Source organism: Pseudomonas sp. DC3200b2, from assembly GCF_049895785.1.
In the GTDB taxonomy this organism is placed as follows: domain Bacteria; phylum Pseudomonadota; class Gammaproteobacteria; order Pseudomonadales; family Pseudomonadaceae; genus Aquipseudomonas; species Aquipseudomonas massiliensis.
The window spans coordinates 320,988-336,808 of the sequence record NZ_JAFCTA010000001.1; the positions used below are offsets into that span (position 1 = coordinate 320,988).

At 62.7% G+C, this 15,821-nt stretch carries 13 protein-coding genes; 6 read left to right on the top strand and 7 right to left on the bottom strand.

The genetic code is table 11. The features are described from left to right. Positions 1 to 20: 20 nt before the first annotated feature. From ACP691_RS01615 to ACP691_RS01630, 4 genes are all read right to left on the bottom strand, one after another. On the bottom strand, positions 21 to 1,616 hold the full coding sequence (locus tag ACP691_RS01615; RefSeq protein ID WP_426149788.1) for an ABC transporter substrate-binding protein: 1,596 nt from the start codon (positions 1,614 to 1,616) through the stop codon (positions 21 to 23). A gap of 75 nt (positions 1,617 to 1,691) precedes the next feature. Further along, on the bottom strand, positions 1,692 to 3,074 hold the full coding sequence (locus tag ACP691_RS01620; RefSeq protein ID WP_426149789.1) for an OprD family porin: 1,383 nt from the start codon (positions 3,072 to 3,074) through the stop codon (positions 1,692 to 1,694). A 334-nt stretch (positions 3,075 to 3,408) separates the two neighbouring features. Next, on the bottom strand, positions 3,409 to 5,010 hold the full coding sequence (locus ACP691_RS01625; RefSeq protein WP_426149790.1) for an ABC transporter substrate-binding protein: 1,602 nt from the start codon (positions 5,008 to 5,010) through the stop codon (positions 3,409 to 3,411). Between the two features lie 266 nt (positions 5,011 to 5,276). Further along, entirely contained in the window at positions 5,277 to 5,978 is a 702-nt protein-coding gene (locus tag ACP691_RS01630) for an SIMPL domain-containing protein (RefSeq protein ID WP_426149791.1), read from the bottom strand. 195 nt (positions 5,979 to 6,173) lie between these two features. Here ACP691_RS01630 and ACP691_RS01635 point away from each other — a divergent pair, with 195 nt between their 5' ends. The 6 genes from ACP691_RS01635 to ACP691_RS01660 all read left to right on the top strand — a co-directional run bounded on the left by ACP691_RS01635 (position 6,174) and on the right by ACP691_RS01660 (position 12,849). After that, positions 6,174 to 7,436 (top strand): ATP-binding protein, encoded by a 1,263-nt coding sequence (locus ACP691_RS01635; protein ID WP_426149792.1) that lies wholly within the window; start codon positions 6,174 to 6,176, stop codon positions 7,434 to 7,436. Beyond that, positions 7,429 to 7,992, top strand: a complete 564-nt coding sequence (locus tag ACP691_RS01640; protein WP_040261771.1) for a response regulator transcription factor — start codon at positions 7,429 to 7,431, stop codon at positions 7,990 to 7,992. Before ACP691_RS01635 ends, ACP691_RS01640 begins: the two co-directional genes overlap by 8 nt. Before the next feature lie 75 nt (positions 7,993 to 8,067). Next, positions 8,068 to 9,807 carry an ABC transporter ATP-binding protein/permease gene (locus tag ACP691_RS01645; RefSeq protein WP_426149793.1) on the top strand — a complete coding sequence of 580 codons (1,740 nt, stop codon included), beginning with the start codon at positions 8,068 to 8,070 and terminating at the stop codon, positions 9,805 to 9,807. Positions 9,808 to 9,870: 63 nt separating this feature from the next. Further along, positions 9,871 to 10,617, top strand: a complete 747-nt coding sequence (locus ACP691_RS01650) for a FadR/GntR family transcriptional regulator (RefSeq protein WP_426149794.1) — start codon at positions 9,871 to 9,873, stop codon at positions 10,615 to 10,617. A gap of 262 nt (positions 10,618 to 10,879) precedes the next feature. Continuing rightward, positions 10,880 to 11,791 (top strand): 5-dehydro-4-deoxyglucarate dehydratase, encoded by a 912-nt coding sequence (kdgD, locus tag ACP691_RS01655; RefSeq protein WP_426149795.1) that lies wholly within the window; start codon positions 10,880 to 10,882, stop codon positions 11,789 to 11,791. A gap of 116 nt (positions 11,792 to 11,907) precedes the next feature. Beyond that, entirely contained in the window at positions 11,908 to 12,849 is a 942-nt protein-coding gene (locus ACP691_RS01660; RefSeq protein ID WP_426149796.1) for an AEC family transporter, read from the top strand. A gap of 4 nt (positions 12,850 to 12,853) precedes the next feature. Here ACP691_RS01660 and ACP691_RS01665 read toward each other — a convergent pair whose 3' ends face one another. Genes ACP691_RS01665 through gatB form a run of 3 tightly spaced genes read right to left on the bottom strand, consistent with a single transcriptional unit; the run spans position 12,854 to position 15,821 of the window. Continuing rightward, positions 12,854 to 13,936, bottom strand: coding sequence for a sodium:calcium antiporter (locus tag ACP691_RS01665; protein ID WP_426149797.1), 1,083 nt, complete (start codon positions 13,934 to 13,936; stop codon positions 12,854 to 12,856). A gap of 7 nt (positions 13,937 to 13,943) precedes the next feature. Continuing rightward, complete coding sequence (locus ACP691_RS01670) at positions 13,944 to 14,315, bottom strand: septal ring lytic transglycosylase RlpA family protein (protein WP_426149798.1); 372 nt, start codon at positions 14,313 to 14,315, stop codon at positions 13,944 to 13,946. A gap of 60 nt (positions 14,316 to 14,375) precedes the next feature. Next, on the bottom strand, positions 14,376 to 15,821 hold the full coding sequence (gene gatB / locus ACP691_RS01675) for an Asp-tRNA(Asn)/Glu-tRNA(Gln) amidotransferase subunit GatB (protein ID WP_426149799.1): 1,446 nt from the start codon (positions 15,819 to 15,821) through the stop codon (positions 14,376 to 14,378).

Here is a 15,821-nt window from a genome sequence, read left to right on the forward strand (position 1 = left end):
GGCCGCGGCGGGTCGGTTTTTTACTTCACCCGGGTTGTGGCGAAGTTGTTGTTGGTCATCGGGCTGATATGGAAGCCCTCGACAGTCTTGCGCATTGCCACGAACAGCTTGGGGTAGGCCAGGCTGATCCACGGTTGGTCCTTGTGGAAGATTTCCTGGGCTCGCTCATAGAGCGCCGCCCGTTTGGCCGGTTCCGTTTCGGCCCGTGCCTGCGAAAGCAGGCTGTCGAACGCCGGGTTGCACCAGCGCGCGGCGTTTTCGCCACTCTTGGCGGCGTCACAGCTCAGGTTCGGCGTGACGAAATTGTCCGGGTCGCCGTTGTCGCCGGCCCAGCCATAGAACACCAGGTCGTGCTCGCCAAGCTTGGCGCGCTTGACCAGTTCGCCCCATTCCAGGGTGCGGATGTCTGTGTTCAGGCCCACCTTGGCCAGGTCCGCCTGCAACAGCTGGGCCGCCAGGGCCGGGTTGGGGTTCGTTACCCCACCGCCGTTGCGGATGAACACGGTGAAACGCGTGCCTTCGGGCACGCCGGCTTCCTTGAGCAGGGCCCGGGCCTTCTCCGCATCGTGGGGAAGGTTGGCGATTCTAGAGTTGAAACCGAGCAACGTCGATGGGTAAGGTCCTGTACCCACGGTGGCGTTGCCTTCGCCGAACAGCGTCCTGACCAGGTTGTCCTTGTCCAGGGCCATGGCGATGGCCTGGCGCACCCGTGCGTCATCCAGGTATCTGTGGGTGGTGTTCATGGCCACATAGCTGACGATCAGGGCTTCCAGCTCGTCCACCCGCAGGTTCGGATCGGCCTTGAGCGCCGGGATGTCGTCCGGCTTGGGATACACCGCCACCTGGCATTCATTGGCGCGCAGCTTCTGCAGGCGAACGTTGCTGTCGGTGGTAATCGCGAATACCAGCGGGTCCGCCGCAGGTTTGCCTTTGTAGTAGTCCGGGTTGGCCTTATACCGGATTTGCGCGTCCTTGTTGTAGCGCACAAGGATGAACGGTCCGGTGCCGATGGGTTTGCTGTTCAGTTCGCCGGTTTTGCCAGCCTTGAGCAACTGGTCGGCGTACTCGGCCGAGTAGATCGACGCGAAGCCCATCGCCAGGTCGCGCAGGAAAGGCCCTTCGGGCCGGGTGAGTTCGAAGATGACGGTGTGGTCGTCCACCTTCTTCACGGCCTTGAGCAGGTCCTTGAAGCCCATGGCCTCGAAATAGGGGAAGCCCATGGGTGATTTGTCATGCCAGGGATGGGCCGGGTCCAGCTGGCGCTGGAAACTCCACAGCACGTCATCGGCATTGAAGTCCCGGGTGGGCGTGAAGTAATCGGTGGTCTGGAATTTCACTCCTTTGCGCAGGTGGAAGGTGTAGGTCAGCCCGTCTTCGGAAATCTCCCAGCGCTCGGCCAGGCCAGGCTGGGTGTCGGTGCTGCCAGGGGTGAAGTCCACCAGGCGGTTGAAGACGGTTTCCGAAGCGGCGTCCGCGGTGGTGGCCGCGGTGTACTGGGCGATATCGAAGCCCTCCGGGCTGGCCTCGGTACAGACTACCAAGGGTTTGGCGGCGGCCAGCGCGCTCAGGCTGAACAGAGCCGCGCCCAGGGCGACGCGCAAAGTATGGCTTTTCATGGAAGACCTCTGGGTTTCAATGGCAGCGTAGACGGCGCGGGCGAGCCTTGTGAGCCCTCCGCGCCGCGCGTGCTGTTAGAGGATGTTGAACGGAACCGTGGTGACCACACGCAGCTCGTTCAGGCTGCCGTCAGCCTGGTTTTCGCTGGCGCGGTGGGTGGTGTAGGTGGCGCGTATGGTCGTGGCCTTGAGCGGCCCGCTCTGCACGGCATAGGAGGTGCCTACGCCGTATTCGTAGTGGTGTTCGCCGTCCATGTTGACGACGTCGGTATAGCCGGTGCCCCGATAATGGGTGCCGTCGATACCCCAGCCGCGGGCGCTGTAGAGGCTGAACTTCAAACCCGGTACGCCGTACTTGGCCATGTCCAGACCATAGGCGACCTGGAAGGATTTTTCATTGGGGCCGTTGAAGTCCGACAACAGCGAGTTGGCCAGGAAGATACCGTTGGTCTCGTGCAGGTAGTCAAAGTATTCGTTGCCGTCCACTTCCTGGTACGCCAGGGTCAGGCTGTGGGCGCCATGGGTGCCGGTGAAGCTCAGGCTGTAGGTGTTGTTGTCGATGTCGCCCAGCTTGCTGGCGCCTTCGTCCTTGGTCTTGTAGTAGTTCAGGCTGGTGGTCAGGGCCACCAGGTCGGCGTCGCCCAGCTCGTGGGTCAAGCCCAGGTAGTACTGGTTCCACAGGTCTTCGGCCTGAGTGGCGTAGAGGCTCGCTTCCAGGCTCTGGAAGGGCTTGTAGACCGCGCCCAGGGTGTTGACGTGGTCGGCGCTGACGCCCCGATTGCCGTATTCGCTGACGAAGCGGGTCAGGCTCTGCTCGGTACGGGGCGATACCCGGTCGAAGGTGCCGGCATCGAGCGTCAGGTTGGTGAACTCGGCGCTGTGTATCGCCACCCCTTCGAAGCTGGAGGGCAGGGCGCGGTTACCGATGGTGGCGACCATGGGAGTATTGAGGTTCTGGCGGCCGGCGGTAAGCACGGTATTGGAATAGCGGGCCTTGAGGTTGCCCAGGCCCAGCTTGCTCCACTGTTCCACGGCATCGCCATCGTGGTCGGCCAGGGTCCGGTTGCCGCCGCCGGCGATTCGTCCGCGGCCCTGTTCCAGGGCGATCTCGTTGTAAAGCGCGCCCTCTACCGCGAAGCCGACGGTGCCTTGGGTGAAGCCGGAGCTGTAGTTCAGGATGGTGCCCTGGGTCCAGGTGTCCCGGCTGCTGGTGTGTTCGCGGCTACCGTCACCCTTCTGGAAGGTAAGGCCGCCGCCGCGCTTCCATTTTTCCTTGGCGAAGAAATTGCGCGTGGTGCCGGACAGGGATTGCCCTTCGATGAAGCCGGTGGCCTCGCTTTGGGCACTGGTACCTTTGACCTCCAGCGGAACGAATGCCTGGCTAGCCGGCTCGGCCACGGCGAAAGTACTGACGCCTGCGATGGCAAGGGCGAGCAAACTCTGTTTTGCGGGTTTCATAAAGATGGTAGCTCCTGACTGCTTGTTGCCGGTTGCCGAGGCTCCGGTACTTTTTCTATTGATACAGTTGATAAGCCTTGAACACTGCCGAAGTGCTGTGCCGACATCTTCGGTCAAGCCGTGTCAAAACTTCTTCATCGCTCTTTCTTGCCAAGAAAGAGGCACCCGCCTGGCCAAATCGGACAGGCAGGCACGCGACCGACCATAAAGACGGACGTGTTCGGGATAAACAGGAAGTTTCCGAGGGGGCTGTGAGAAGTTTCTGAAAACTTCGCGCGCCTACGACCCAGGCACCGTCGGCCTCTAACGGGCCGTAGCGGTGCCTGGAATCAACTCAGTTCTTGATGCCTACTCCGTAGAAGGAGTTGAGACCAAACGGGCTGATCTTGAAATCGTCCACTTTGGCGCTCATGGGCTGGTACACCGTCGAGTGAGCGATGGGGGTCATCGCTACTTGCTGTTTGAGCAGTTGTTGCGCCTGCTTGTACAGTTCGGTGCGTTTGTCTTGATCGACGGTGGCCTTGGCGCCCTTGATCAACTTTTCGTAGTCCTGGTTGCAGAACTTGCCGAAGTTGTTGCCGTTGACCGCGTCACAGCTGAAGAGTGTGCCGAGCCAGTTGTCCGGGTCACCATTGTCGCCGCTCCAGCCGATCAGCATGGCGTCGGTTTCACCATTCTTGGCGCGCTTGATGTACTCGCCCCATTCATAGCTGACGATCTTGGCGTTGATGCCGATCTTCTTCCAGTCGCTTTGCAGCAGCTCGGCCATCAGCTTGGCGTTGGGGTTGTACGGACGCTGCACGGGCATGGCCCAGAGCTGGATCTCGGTGCCTTCGGGAACGCCGGCTTCCTTGAGCAGGGCCTTGGCCTTTTCCGGGTTGTAGCCGGCATCCTTGATGGTGGTGTCGTAGGACCATTGGGTCGGCGGCATGGCGTTCACCGCCTCCTGGCCCGCGCCCTGGTACACCGCTTCGAGGATATGCTTTTTGTCTACGGCCATGTCCAGCGCCTGGCGGACCTTGAGGTTATCCAGTGGCTTATGGGTCACGTTGTAGGAGATATAGCCAAGGTTGAAGCCGGCCTGGTCAGGCATCTTCAGGTTCTTGTCGCTCTTGAGCGGTTGGATGTCCGCCGGGCGAGGGTAGGCCGTGACCTGGCATTCGTTCTTCTTGAGCTTCTGCGCGCGCACCGAGGCGTCGGTGGTGATGGCGAAGATCAGGTTGTCCAGCTTGACGTCTTCAGGCTTCCAGTAGTCCTTGTTGCCCTTGAAGCGGATCTGGGCGTCTTTCTGGTAGCGACTGAACACGAACGGGCCGGTGCCGATCGGCTGCTGGTTGATCAGCTCGGGCTTGCCTTCCTTGAGCAGCTTGTCGGCGTACTCGGCCGACTGGATGGAGGCGAAGCTCATGGCCAGGTTCTGGATGAAGGCCGCGTCCACTTCCTTGAGGGTGAAGCGAACCGTGGCGTCGTCCAGCTTCTCGACCTTGGTGATGTTCGCGTCCATGCCCATATCAGTGAAGTACGGGAACTCGGTGGGGTACGCCTTGCGGAACGGCATGTCCTTGTCGAGCATGCGGTTGAAGGTGAAGAGCACGTCGTCCGCGTTGAAGTCACGGGTGGGCTTGAAGTAATCGGTGGTGTGGAACTTCACGCCCGGGCGCAGGTGAAAAGTATAGGTCAGGTTGTCGGGGGACACATCCCAACTGGTGGCCAGGCCAGGCTGGACCTTGGTGCCGCCGCGCTCGAACTGGGTCAAGCGGTTGAAAACGGTCTCGGCGGAAGCGTCGAAATCCGTACCGGTGGTGTATTGGCCTGGGTCGAAGCCAGCCGGGCTCCCTTCCGAGCAAAACACCAGGTTCGAAGCGGCTTGGCTCAGCGGAGTGACGGCGAGCAGACCTGCACCGACCAGGAACGGAATGACTGCGTGTTTGAGCATGGGGGCCTCATTGTTGTGCTTTTTTCGAAAGAGGACGGCCTCGTGAGCCTTCCTGCCGATACTTATGCAGGGCCCATACCGAATGCAATGCCAAAGGGTCGGAAGGTTCCGAAATTGCTGTACGAACGTACTCGAATGTCGCATGGATGTAAATTTCGGGCGAATTAACCGTTGGGGCCATCACTTTCCCTAAGGTTTCGCCATTAAGGTTGATGGCGGAAAGCCGCCAGTGCGCGTTCCTGGTGCGCAATGGCGGCTTCGGGTCATCAGTCTTGCAGTTCGATGGTGCCGTCAGCGCTGACGGTCACCTCGGTGGTACCGGCTTCCACGTCCGCCGTCACCGCTTCAGCCCGTGCCGCTTTCATCATCATGGGCGCACGCAGGTAAGGTTGTGGAACCGAGTTGCTGTTGAGGGTCAGGCTGACGACCTTGTAGCCCTTGGCTCCCATTGCCTGGCGGGCAATGTCCGCGCGTGCCTTGAAGGCGGCGATGGCATCCTTGATCAAGGCATCCTCGCTCTGCTGGCGAGTGGCCGTAGCGATGCTGAAATCCATGCCCCCGAGCTTCAGGCTCTGCTGAAGCTCGCCGGTGAGGCGGGCGAGGGCGGCGAAGTCCTGGCTTTCCAGGCGCAACTCGCCGCGCTCTCGCCAGCCGGTGATGCCCTGGCCTTTTTCGTCGTAGACCGGGCTGCTGTTGCGGCTGCCTTGACGTACGCTCACGCCTTTGACCTGGCGTGCCTTGGTCAGGGCCTCGTTCAGGCTTGCGGTCACCGTTTCGGCCAGGCGGGCCGGATCCTTGTCCTCGGCTTCGCTATACAGCGTCACGCTCATCAGGTCGCGGGCCACCTCACGGCTCGCCTCGGCGTGCAGGGACACCTGGTTATAGCGCGGCGCCGGGTCGGCCAGCGCGCCGGCGCTGAGCAGGGCGGTAGCGCTAAAGAGTGCGCAAAGGCCAAGGGTGCGTATCATGATTCACTCCTTTATCAAGGTTGCGAGTAGGACCGGCTGCCATCAGTCACGGTTCCAGCGCAGCAGGCGGACCTCTCGCTGTGGTGCTTTGCCGCAGCGCTGCCAGGGCGCCGGGGAGGTCGTTATACTCCGGCGGATCTTTTTCCGCTGCCCGGGAAATGTTTTGCAAGACAAACGCCTTTGCCAGGAACAGTCATGCCCACCGCCGCTCCGCCGCTTTCCGCCTCTCGTCAGAACCTCTGGCGTCTTACTCTCGTACGTATACTGGTGCTGGCGGCCCAGGCCGGCTCGGTGGGCTTTGCCTACCTGACGCACCTGTTGCCCTTGCCATGGTGGCAACTGGCGCTGACCCTGGCATGCTCCGCGGTGCTCTGCGCCCTGACCGCGGTGCGCCTGCATTGGCGGTTGCCGGTCACGGAGCTGGAGTATGCCCTGCAGCTGGGGGGCGATTTATTGATCCACAGCGCCTTGCTGTATTACTCCGGCGGTAGTACCAACCCCTTCGTGTCCTACTACCTGGTGCCGTTGACCATCGCCGCGGTGACCTTGCCCTGGTTGTATTCCTTGATCCTTTCCGGGCTGGCCCTGGCGAGCTATACCCTGCTGCTGGTGCGTTTCTATCCTTTGGAAACCTACCCGGCGGCCCGGGAAAACATGCAGATCTACGGCATGTGGCTCAGTTTTGCCTTGGCGGCGGCGGTGATCACCTTTTTCGCTGCGCGCATGGCCGAGGAATTGCGCCGCCAGCAGGAGTGGCGCGCGCAACGACGAGAGGAGGGCCTGCGTGACCAACAGTTGCTGGCCGTGGCCACTCAGGCCGCGGGCGCGGCTCATGAACTGGGTACACCCTTGGCGACCATGAGCGTGTTGCTCAAGGAGATGCGCCAGGACCATTCGGACCCGATGCTGCAGGAAGACCTTCAGGTACTGCAGGACCAGGTCCAGCTATGCAAGCAGACCTTGCAGCAGTTGGTACGCGCCGCGGAAGCCAACCGCCGCCAGGATGTCGTGGACCAGGACGTCACCGCCTGGCTGGACGAGGCCTTGAACCGCTGGCACCTGATGCGTCCGGAGGCCAGCTACCGTCTGCAGCGTGGCGGCAATGGCAGCGTCCCCCGGCTGGCGCCGCCGGCGGACCTTACCCAGGCCCTGCTCAACCTGCTCAACAACGCGGCCGATGCCTGCCCGGACAACCTGGAAGTGCGCCTGGAGTGGGACGATGAAAACATCTTCATCAGGATCCGCGACCATGGGCCGGGTGTACCTCTGGCCATTGCCGAGCAAATCGGTAAACCTTTCTTTACCACCAAGGGCAAGGGCTTCGGCCTTGGCCTGTTCCTGAGCAAGGCCAGCGTAACCCGCGCTGGCGGCTCGGTGAGACTCTATAGTCATGAGGATGGCGGCACGCTCACGGAGCTGCGCCTTCCCCGTGACGCCCGAGGAGAGACAGATGACTGATACAAACCAGGCCGCGGATGGCGAAGAGCTGCCGCATTTGCTGCTGGTCGATGACGACGCTACTTTCACCCGTGTGATGGCGCGCGCCATGGGCCGTCGTGGCTTTCGCGTCAGTACCGCCGGGTCCGCCGAGGAGGGCCTGGCCCTCGCCCGCCAGGACGTGCCCGACTACGCCGTGCTGGACCTGAAGATGGAAGGGGACTCAGGCTTGGTGCTGTTGCCCAGGCTGTTGGAGCTGGACGCGGAAATGCGGGTGCTGATCCTTACCGGGTATTCCAGCATTGCCACCGCCGTGGAGGCGATCAAGCGCGGCGCCTGTAATTATCTTTGCAAGCCGGCCGATGCCGACGACGTGCTGACGGCCTTGCTTTCCGAGCATGCCGACCTGGACTCGCTGGTGCCGGACAACCCGATGTCCGTGGATCGCCTCCAGTGGGAGCATATCCAGCGGGTGCTGGCAGAGCACGAAGGCAATATCTCCGCCACCGCTCGCGCATTGGGCATGCACCGGCGTACCCTGCAGCGCAAGCTGCAAAAGCGGCCTGTGCGCCGTTGAGTCCCAGGATCACCTCTTCGCCCGCCAGCCACCTGAAGCCAGGCGTGACGGGCGCTCCTACGCTTTGAGCCAACTATGACCGAGAACGCTGAATATTCCGCAGTGAACGATGCCGTGCAGGGCTCGTTCTTCCGTCGCGTGTGGGCGATGACCGTGCCGTACTGGCGCAGTGAAGAAAAAGGCAAGGCGTGGCTGTTGCTGGTCGCCGTGATCGGGCTGTCGCTGTTCAGCGTGGCCATTTCGGTACTGTTGAACAACTGGTACCGCGACTTCTACAACGCACTCCAGCAGAAGGACACGGAGGCCTTCAGTCATCTGATCCTCTATTTCTCCGGCATCGCCGCCATTGCCATTCTCAGCGCGGTGTACCGGCTGTACCTGACCCAGATGCTGACCATCCGCTGGCGCCGCTGGCTGACCGAGCAGCATTTCGCGCGCTGGCTCAGGCACAAGAATTTCTATCATCTGGAAACCGGCGCCTACACTGACAACCCTGACCAACGCATCAGCGAAGACATCGACCGGTTCACCAGTACCACCTTGAGCCTGGGCTTCGGCCTGCTGCGCACGGTAGTGAGCCTGGTGTCCTTCTCTATCATCCTTTGGGGCGTATCCGGAAGCGTCGAACTGTTCGGCTACACCATTGCTGGCTATATGTTCTGGGCGGCGCTGCTGTATGCGGTAGTGGGCAGTTGGCTGACCCACCTGATCGGCCGGCGCCTGATCCCGCTGAACAATCAGCAGCAGCGCTACGAGGCGGACTTGCGTTTTTCCATGGTGCGCATTCGGGAAAATGCCGAAACCATTGCTCTCTACAATGGCGAGCCCAATGAGCAGGAGCGGTTGCAGGGCCGTTTCGGCCGGGTGTGGAGCAACTTCTGGTCGCTGATGCAGGTCCAGAAACGCCTGACATTCTTTACCTCAGGCTACGGCCAGATCGCGATCATCTTCCCCTTCGTCGTGGCGGCGCCGCGCTATTTCGCGGGTAAGATCGAACTCGGCGGTCTGATGCAGATCAACTCGGCCTTCGGCAATGTGCAGGAAAACCTGAGCTGGTTCGTAGATGCCTATGCCTCCCTGGCCGAATGGAAAGCTACTTGCGATCGTCTGCTCAGCTTCCGCCAGGCCATGACCGAAAACGAGCTTCGGTCCGCGCCCATCGATGTCCAAACCCAGGGACACAAGCTGCACATTGCTGGTCTGACCCTGGGGCTGGCTGACGGCCGAGCCTTGCTGGACAACGTCAACCTGGACGTATCCCGCACCGAGCGGTTGATGCTCAGCGGCCGCTCCGGCAGTGGCAAGAGCACCCTGCTGCGCGCCATCGGCGGGCTTTGGCCCCGTGGCGGCGGGCAGATTCTACGGCCTGAGGACCGCACGCTGTTCCTGCCGCAACGCCCCTACATGCCCATCGGCACCTTGCGCGAGGCCCTGAGCTACCCCCTGGCCGGGGACAGCTACCCGGATGAGCGCTACCGCGAAGCACTGGAGCAATGCCGTCTCGGCCATCTGGTGTCGCGCCTGGACGAAGGCAATCATTGGCAGCGGGTCTTGTCTCCGGGGGAGCAGCAGCGGCTGTCCTTCGCCCGCGCGTTGCTCTACCGGCCTCAGTGGCTGTTCCTGGATGAAGCCACCTCGGCCATGGATGAAGAAGACGAAGCGAGCCTCTACCAGGGGCTTATCGACCAGCTCCCGGGCGTCAGCCTCGTCAGCGTTGGCCACCGGACCAGCCTGCGACCTTTCCACCCGCGGTTGGTCAAGATCGAAGGTGGACAGCTGCATGTTCAGCAGGCGTCGGCGCCCAGCGCGCTCTAACGTGATCGTACGAGCCGCTTTGCGCTATGATGGGGCGTGATCAACCCGAGACCGGCTTTACCTATGGACAATCAGAGCGCCATGCCACGCGCCCGCAAGAAACCTCGCAGCCTCGCCCAGGAGCTGGTAGCCGTCCTGAGCGAGCGCATCCGTAACGGCGAACTCAAGCGCGGCGACAAGCTGCCTACCGAGTCGGCGATCATGGAAGAGCAGGGTGTGAGCCGCACGGTTGTCCGCGAGGCCATTTCCCGGCTGCAGGCGGCCGGGCAGGTGGAAACCCGTCACGGTATAGGCACCTTCGTGCTCGACACGCCTAGCCCGAGTGGCTTCCGTATCGATCCGGCCACCATCGTCACGCTGCGAGACGTGCTGGCCGTGCTGGAGCTGCGGATCAGCCTGGAAGTGGAGTCCGCCGGCCTGGCCGCGCAGCGGCGCAGCGATGCTCACCTGCAGGCCATGCGCGAAGCCCTGGATGCCCTGAACGAAAGCGCTGCCCACGCCACCGATGCGGTGGCCTCGGACTTCCAGTTCCACCTGCGCATTGCCCTGGCCACGGGAAATCGCTATTTCACCGACATCATGACTCACCTGGGCACGAGCATCATCCCGCGTACCCGGCTCAATTCCGCCCGCCTGGCCCATGACGATCAACAGCACTACATGAGCCGATTGAGCCGCGAGCACGAAGAGATCTTCGACGCCATTGCCCGTCAGGACGCCGATGCCGCCCGTGCAGCCATGCGCCTGCACTTGACAAACAGCCGCGAGCGCCTGCGCCAGGCGCACGAGGAAGCCGCCAGCCCCCTATAGCCCAGGGGAACGGCTCCGCCCTCGGGTTCCCGTCTGAGCCGTTCACGGTTCGCCAGCTGGCGCTGACTCCCGCCGCGTGTGAACCGACTTACCTTTGTGGGACCCAGCGCCAGCTGGGGAAGGGCTCCGCCTGTGAATCTCGATGCCGCGCACGGAATCTTTGCACAACCCCCTTGTCGGACTGCCTCTCTGGTTGTACGATGACATACAACACCGGCAGCCGCCGGTTCTTGTTTCTCAGCGCACCAGGGTGTTCACAACAATGACTCCACAAGAACTCAAGTCCATCCTTTCCGCCGGCCTGCTGTCTTTCCCGGTCACCGATTTCGACGCCCAAGGGGATTTCAACCCCCAAGGCTACATCAAGCGGCTGGAGTGGCTGGCCCCTTACGGCGCCAGCGCGCTGTTCGCCGCCGGCGGCACCGGTGAATTCTTCTCCCTGGCCGCCAGTGAATATTCCCAGGTGATCAAGACCGCGGTCGACACCTGCGCCAAGAGCGTGCCGATTCTCGCCGGTGTGGGCGGTGCCACCCGCCAGGCCATCGAATACGCCCGTGAAGCCGAACGCCTGGGCGCCAAGGGCTTGCTGCTGCTGCCTCACTACCTGACCGAAGCATCGCAGGATGGCGTCGCGGCCCATGTTGAAGCCGTGTGCAAATCCGTGAACATCGGTGTGATCGTCTACAACCGTAACGTTTGCCGCCTCAATGCCGTACAGTTGGAGCAGCTGGCCGAGCGTTGCCCGAACCTGATCGGCTACAAGGACGGCCTCGGTGACATCGAGCTGATGGTCAGCATCCGTCGCCGCCTGGGCGACCGCTTCAGCTACCTGGGCGGCCTGCCCACCGCTGAGGTTTACGCAGCGGCGTACAAGGCACTGGGCGTGCCGGTCTACTCCTCGGCGGTATTCAACTTCGTGCCCAAGCTGGCCATGGACTTCTACCACGCCATCGCCAAGGACGATCACGTAGCTGTTGGCAAGATGATCGACGACTTCTTCCTGCCTTACCTGGATATCCGCAATCGCAAGGCTGGCTATGCCGTGAGCATCGTCAAGGCTGGCGCCAAGATCGCTGGCTACGACGCCGGTCCGGTGCGCACGCCGCTGACCGACCTCACCGAGGAAGAGTACGCCGCCCTGGCCGCGCTGATGGACAAGCTCGGCCCGCAGTAATTCGCATGACCGGCCGCCTGCTCCCAAGCGGCATTCAAGAAGCGCGCCTCCGGGCGCGCTTTTTCGTTCAGGTGAATTATCATGCAGCAGATGATTGATAACGGATCGCCTACTTGATGCTGAGCCTTTTCCTGGAAACCTTGAACATCACCGCGCCCGTGTTTGCGATGCTGTTCATGGGGCTGTTGCTAAAGCGCGTAGGATGGATCGACGATGGCTTCATCAAGGTCGCCTCTGAACTTGTGTTCAACGTGACCATGCCCTGTCTTCTGTTCCTGGGCATCATTCACGCTAACCTGAACGAAGCCCTGCAGATCGGTGTGATGGTGTATTTCGCCATTGCCACGGTGATCAGCTTCGGGTTGATCTGGCTATGGGCGCGCTGGCATTGCCCCGTGGCGGACCGCGGTATCTACGTGCAGGGCGCCTTTCGCGGCAACAACGGCATCATCGGTCTGGCGCTGGCCGCCAGCATGTATGGGGATTACGGCATTGCCGTGGGCTCGATCCTGGCCGCGGTGCTGATCGTGCTCTACAACAGCCTCTCTTCCGTGGTGCTGGCCTACTACAGCCCGACCATGAAGTCCGACCCGTTGAGCCTGGCCATCGGCGTGGTTCGCAATCCTCTGATCCTCGGCGTGGTGGCCGCCATCCCATTCGCGGTATGGCAGATTCCACTACCGGGTTGGCTTGATCAATCCGCGCAATACCTGGCCCACATGACACTGCCCCTGGCGCTCATCTGTATCGGTGGCACCCTGTCGCTGTCCGCGCTGCGCGCCGGTAGCCATCTGGCTATCAGTGCCAGCCTGGTGAAGATGGTGGCGCTACCGCTGGTGGCTACTCTGGGCGCTTGGGCATGCGGCTTTCGCGGTGCCGACCTGGGCATCCTGTTCCTGTATTTCGGCGCGCCCACCGCCTCGGTGAGTTACGTGATGGCCCGCGCCGCCAACGGCAACTATCGCCTGGCGGCTACCATCGTGGTGATCACCACCATCGCGGCCATCGTGACCACCAACATCGGCATTTTCCTGTTGAACTGGAGCGGCCTGATCTGACGTCTCAGGAGCGTCCGGACCTGCGCCAGTTGCGCCATGCCTCCATGGCCACCAAGATGCCCAATAGCGGCAGCACGTAATGCAGCAGCAGGCGTTCGGCGCGCATCGCCAAGGGCATGTCGGTGTTGAAGGCCACAAGGTGCGCGCCAAAGAGCGCATAAAGGGCAAGCAGCAACAATCCTTCCAGGCGGCTCAGGCGGTAGCCGAGGCGCAACAGCGGCCAGGCCAGCAGCGCGGCCACGAACAGAACGGGAAGGTCGAACGCCAGGCTGTTGGGCGATATCGACAGGCCACGGGGGGCCGCCAGCACAACGACGCCCAGCACCCCGGTCAGGTTGCACAGCGTAGCGCCGATGACGTTGCCCACCGCCAGCTCCCGCTCGCCCCGGAGGGCCGCCAGCGAAGACATCGCCAGGCCGGGGAGGGAAGCGCAAACGGCAACCAGCGTCAGCCCCATGATGCGCTCGGACAGGCCAAGCTCGTTGGCAATGGCCACGGTGGCAGCCAATATCCATTGCGACCCCAGGGTCAGCGCCAGAATGCCCAAAGCCAGGCGTACCCCAGCGGCAAGGGCCGAGCGCTGTCGTACGGGCGCGCGGGGCACCGGCCTGTGCGCATGCTTGAAATGCCATGCCACCCGGCATAGATACCCTGCCCAGGCGGCAACCAGCAGCACGGCTTCGAGGCTACCAAGGCGCTGATCCATCGACAGCCCGTAGAGCAGGACGGCCGTCAGCGCGACCAGGGGCAAGTCCAGGCGCACCACCGAGGGAGAGACCCGCAAGGGCACGATGAGCGCGCACAGGCCCAGCGTGACCCATAGGTTGAACAGGGTGCCGCCTACCAGGCTGCCAAAGGCCAGGTCAGGCGCGTCGGCATTGATGGCGCCCAGGCCAATGGCCAACTGTGGCGCGCTGCTGCCCAGTGCCATCAGTGAAAGGCCGGCGATCAACGGGCGTACCCTGGCGCGCTCAGCCAGGCGCAACAGATTGCGAACGCTCAGCTCGGCGCCAAGCATCAGCATCGCCAGCCCGAGGAAAAACTGCAGCAGGCTGACAGGTGGCAGGGAAGCGAGCTCGGTAATCACAGCCTGGTCAGTCCAGACGCCGGATACGCACCCGAGCGGTGCCGTCGTCGATCATGCCCAGGCGCTGTGCCGCGGCGCGGGAAAGGTCGATGACCCGGCTGCGCGCATGAGGGCCACGGTCATTGATGCGCACCACCACGCTGCGGTCGTTCCGTAAGTTGGTGACCTGCACCTCGGCGCCCATCGGCAGTGTACGGTGCGCCGCCGTGAGAGCGTTCTGGTCGAAGCGCTCCCCACTGGCCGTGCGCAGGCCGTGGTGGCGTGAACCGTAGTAGGAGGCCAGGCCTTCCTGGGCCTCCCCAGGGGCCAGAGCAGTGGGCTGGCCCGCGCAGCCAGCGAGCATGGCCATCAAGAGCGTCAAGCTGAACAGGCGTTGCATGGTAGATCCTTGTACAGGCGAAGGCCGACGCGCCCGCTGGTCTGGCGGGCGCGTCGGCTTTCAGCCTTCCAGCTTGCGCTTGAGCAGCTCGTTCACCTGCTGCGGATTGGCCTTGCCCTTGGACGCCCTCATCGCCTGGCCGACGAAGAAGCCGAACATCTTGCCGCGCTTGGCCTCGTCGGCGGCGCGATATTGCTCGACCTGCTCGGCGTTGGCCGCCAGCACTTCATCCAGCACCTGCTCGATGGCACCAGAATCAGTGACCTGCTTCAGCCCACGGTTTTCGATGATCTGGTCCGCGCTGCCCTCGCCATTGGCCATGGCTTCGAACACCACCTTGGCGATTTTGCCGGAGATGGTGTTGTCGCGGATGCGCTGCAGCATGCCGCCCAGCTGTTCGGTGCTGACCGGGGACTGTTCGATGTCCAGGCCCTGCTTGTTCAGCAGGCTGCCCAGCTCCACCATGACCCAGTTGGCCGCCAGCTTGGCGTCGCCGCCCAGCGCCGCTACCTGCTCGAAGTAGTCGGCCTGCTCGCGGCTGGATGCCAGCACCGTGGCGTCGTAGGCGGAGAGCCCGTACTGGCTCTGGAAGCGCTCGCGCTTCTGTGGCGGCAGCTCGGGCAGGGAAGCGCGCACGTTGTCGAGGAAGCTGTCCTCGATGACCACCGGCAGCAGGTCCGGGTCAGGGAAGTAACGGTAGTCGTTGGCTTCCTCCTTGCTGCGCATGGAGCGGGTTTCGTCCTTGTTCGGGTCATACAGGCGAGTCTCCTGGATGACCTTGCCGCCGTCCTCGATGAGCTCGATCTGGCGTTGCACTTCACTGTTGATGGCGCGCTCGATGAAGCGGAACGAGTTGACGTTCTTGATTTCGCAGCGAGTGCCGAATTCGGCCTGGCCCTTGGGGCGGATCGAGACGTTGCAGTCGCAGCGCAGGGAGCCTTCGGCCATGTTGCCATCGCAGATGCCCAGATAGCGCACCAGGGCATGGATGGCTTTCACATAGGCAACGGCTTCCTTGGCGCTGCGCATGTCCGGCTCGGAGACGATTTCCAGCAGCGGCGTGCCGGCCCGGTTGAGGTCGATGCCCGAAAAGCCCTGGAAATCTTCGTGCAGGCTTTTGCCGGCGTCTTCTTCCAGGTGGGCGCGGGTAACGCCGATGCGCTTGGTGGTGCCGTCTTCCAGGGTGATGTCCAGATGGCCCTTGCCCACGATGGGGTGGTCCATCTGGCTGATCTGGTAGCCCTTGGGTAGGTCGGGGTAGAAGTAGTTCTTGCGGGCGAAGACGTTCTGCTGGCCGATTTGGGCATCGATGGCCAGGCCGAACATCACGGCCATGCGCACGGCTTCCTGGTTCAGCACCGGGAGCACCCCCGGCATGCCCAGGTCGACCAGGCTGGCCTGGGTGTTGGGTGCCGAGCCGAAGGTGGTGGCGCTGCCGGAGAAAATCTTGGACTGGGTCGCGAGCTGGGTATGAATCTCCAGCCCGATCACGACTTCCCATTGCAT

Bases quoted from the DNA above. Each gene is read 5' to 3' on its own strand.
- gatB (WP_426149799.1), bottom strand. From the start codon at position 15,821: ATGCAATGGGAAGTCGTGATCGGGCTGGAGATTCATACCCAGCTCGCG.
- ACP691_RS01630 (WP_426149791.1), bottom strand. From the start codon at position 5,978: ATGATACGCACCCTTGGCCTTTGCGCACTCTTTAGCGCTACCGCCCTG.
- kdgD (WP_426149795.1), top strand. From the start codon at position 10,880: ATGACTCCACAAGAACTCAAGTCCATCCTTTCCGCCGGCCTGCTGTCT.
- ACP691_RS01640 (WP_040261771.1), top strand. From the start codon at position 7,429: ATGACTGATACAAACCAGGCCGCGGATGGCGAAGAGCTGCCGCATTTG.
- ACP691_RS01660 (WP_426149796.1), top strand. From the start codon at position 11,908: ATGCTGAGCCTTTTCCTGGAAACCTTGAACATCACCGCGCCCGTGTTT.
- ACP691_RS01645 (WP_426149793.1), top strand. From the start codon at position 8,068: ATGACCGAGAACGCTGAATATTCCGCAGTGAACGATGCCGTGCAGGGC.
- ACP691_RS01625 (WP_426149790.1), bottom strand. From the start codon at position 5,010: ATGCTCAAACACGCAGTCATTCCGTTCCTGGTCGGTGCAGGTCTGCTC.
- ACP691_RS01615 (WP_426149788.1), bottom strand. From the start codon at position 1,616: ATGAAAAGCCATACTTTGCGCGTCGCCCTGGGCGCGGCTCTGTTCAGC.
- ACP691_RS01635 (WP_426149792.1), top strand. From the start codon at position 6,174: ATGCCCACCGCCGCTCCGCCGCTTTCCGCCTCTCGTCAGAACCTCTGG.
- ACP691_RS01670 (WP_426149798.1), bottom strand. From the start codon at position 14,315: ATGCAACGCCTGTTCAGCTTGACGCTCTTGATGGCCATGCTCGCTGGC.
- ACP691_RS01650 (WP_426149794.1), top strand. From the start codon at position 9,871: ATGGACAATCAGAGCGCCATGCCACGCGCCCGCAAGAAACCTCGCAGC.
- ACP691_RS01620 (WP_426149789.1), bottom strand. From the start codon at position 3,074: ATGAAACCCGCAAAACAGAGTTTGCTCGCCCTTGCCATCGCAGGCGTC.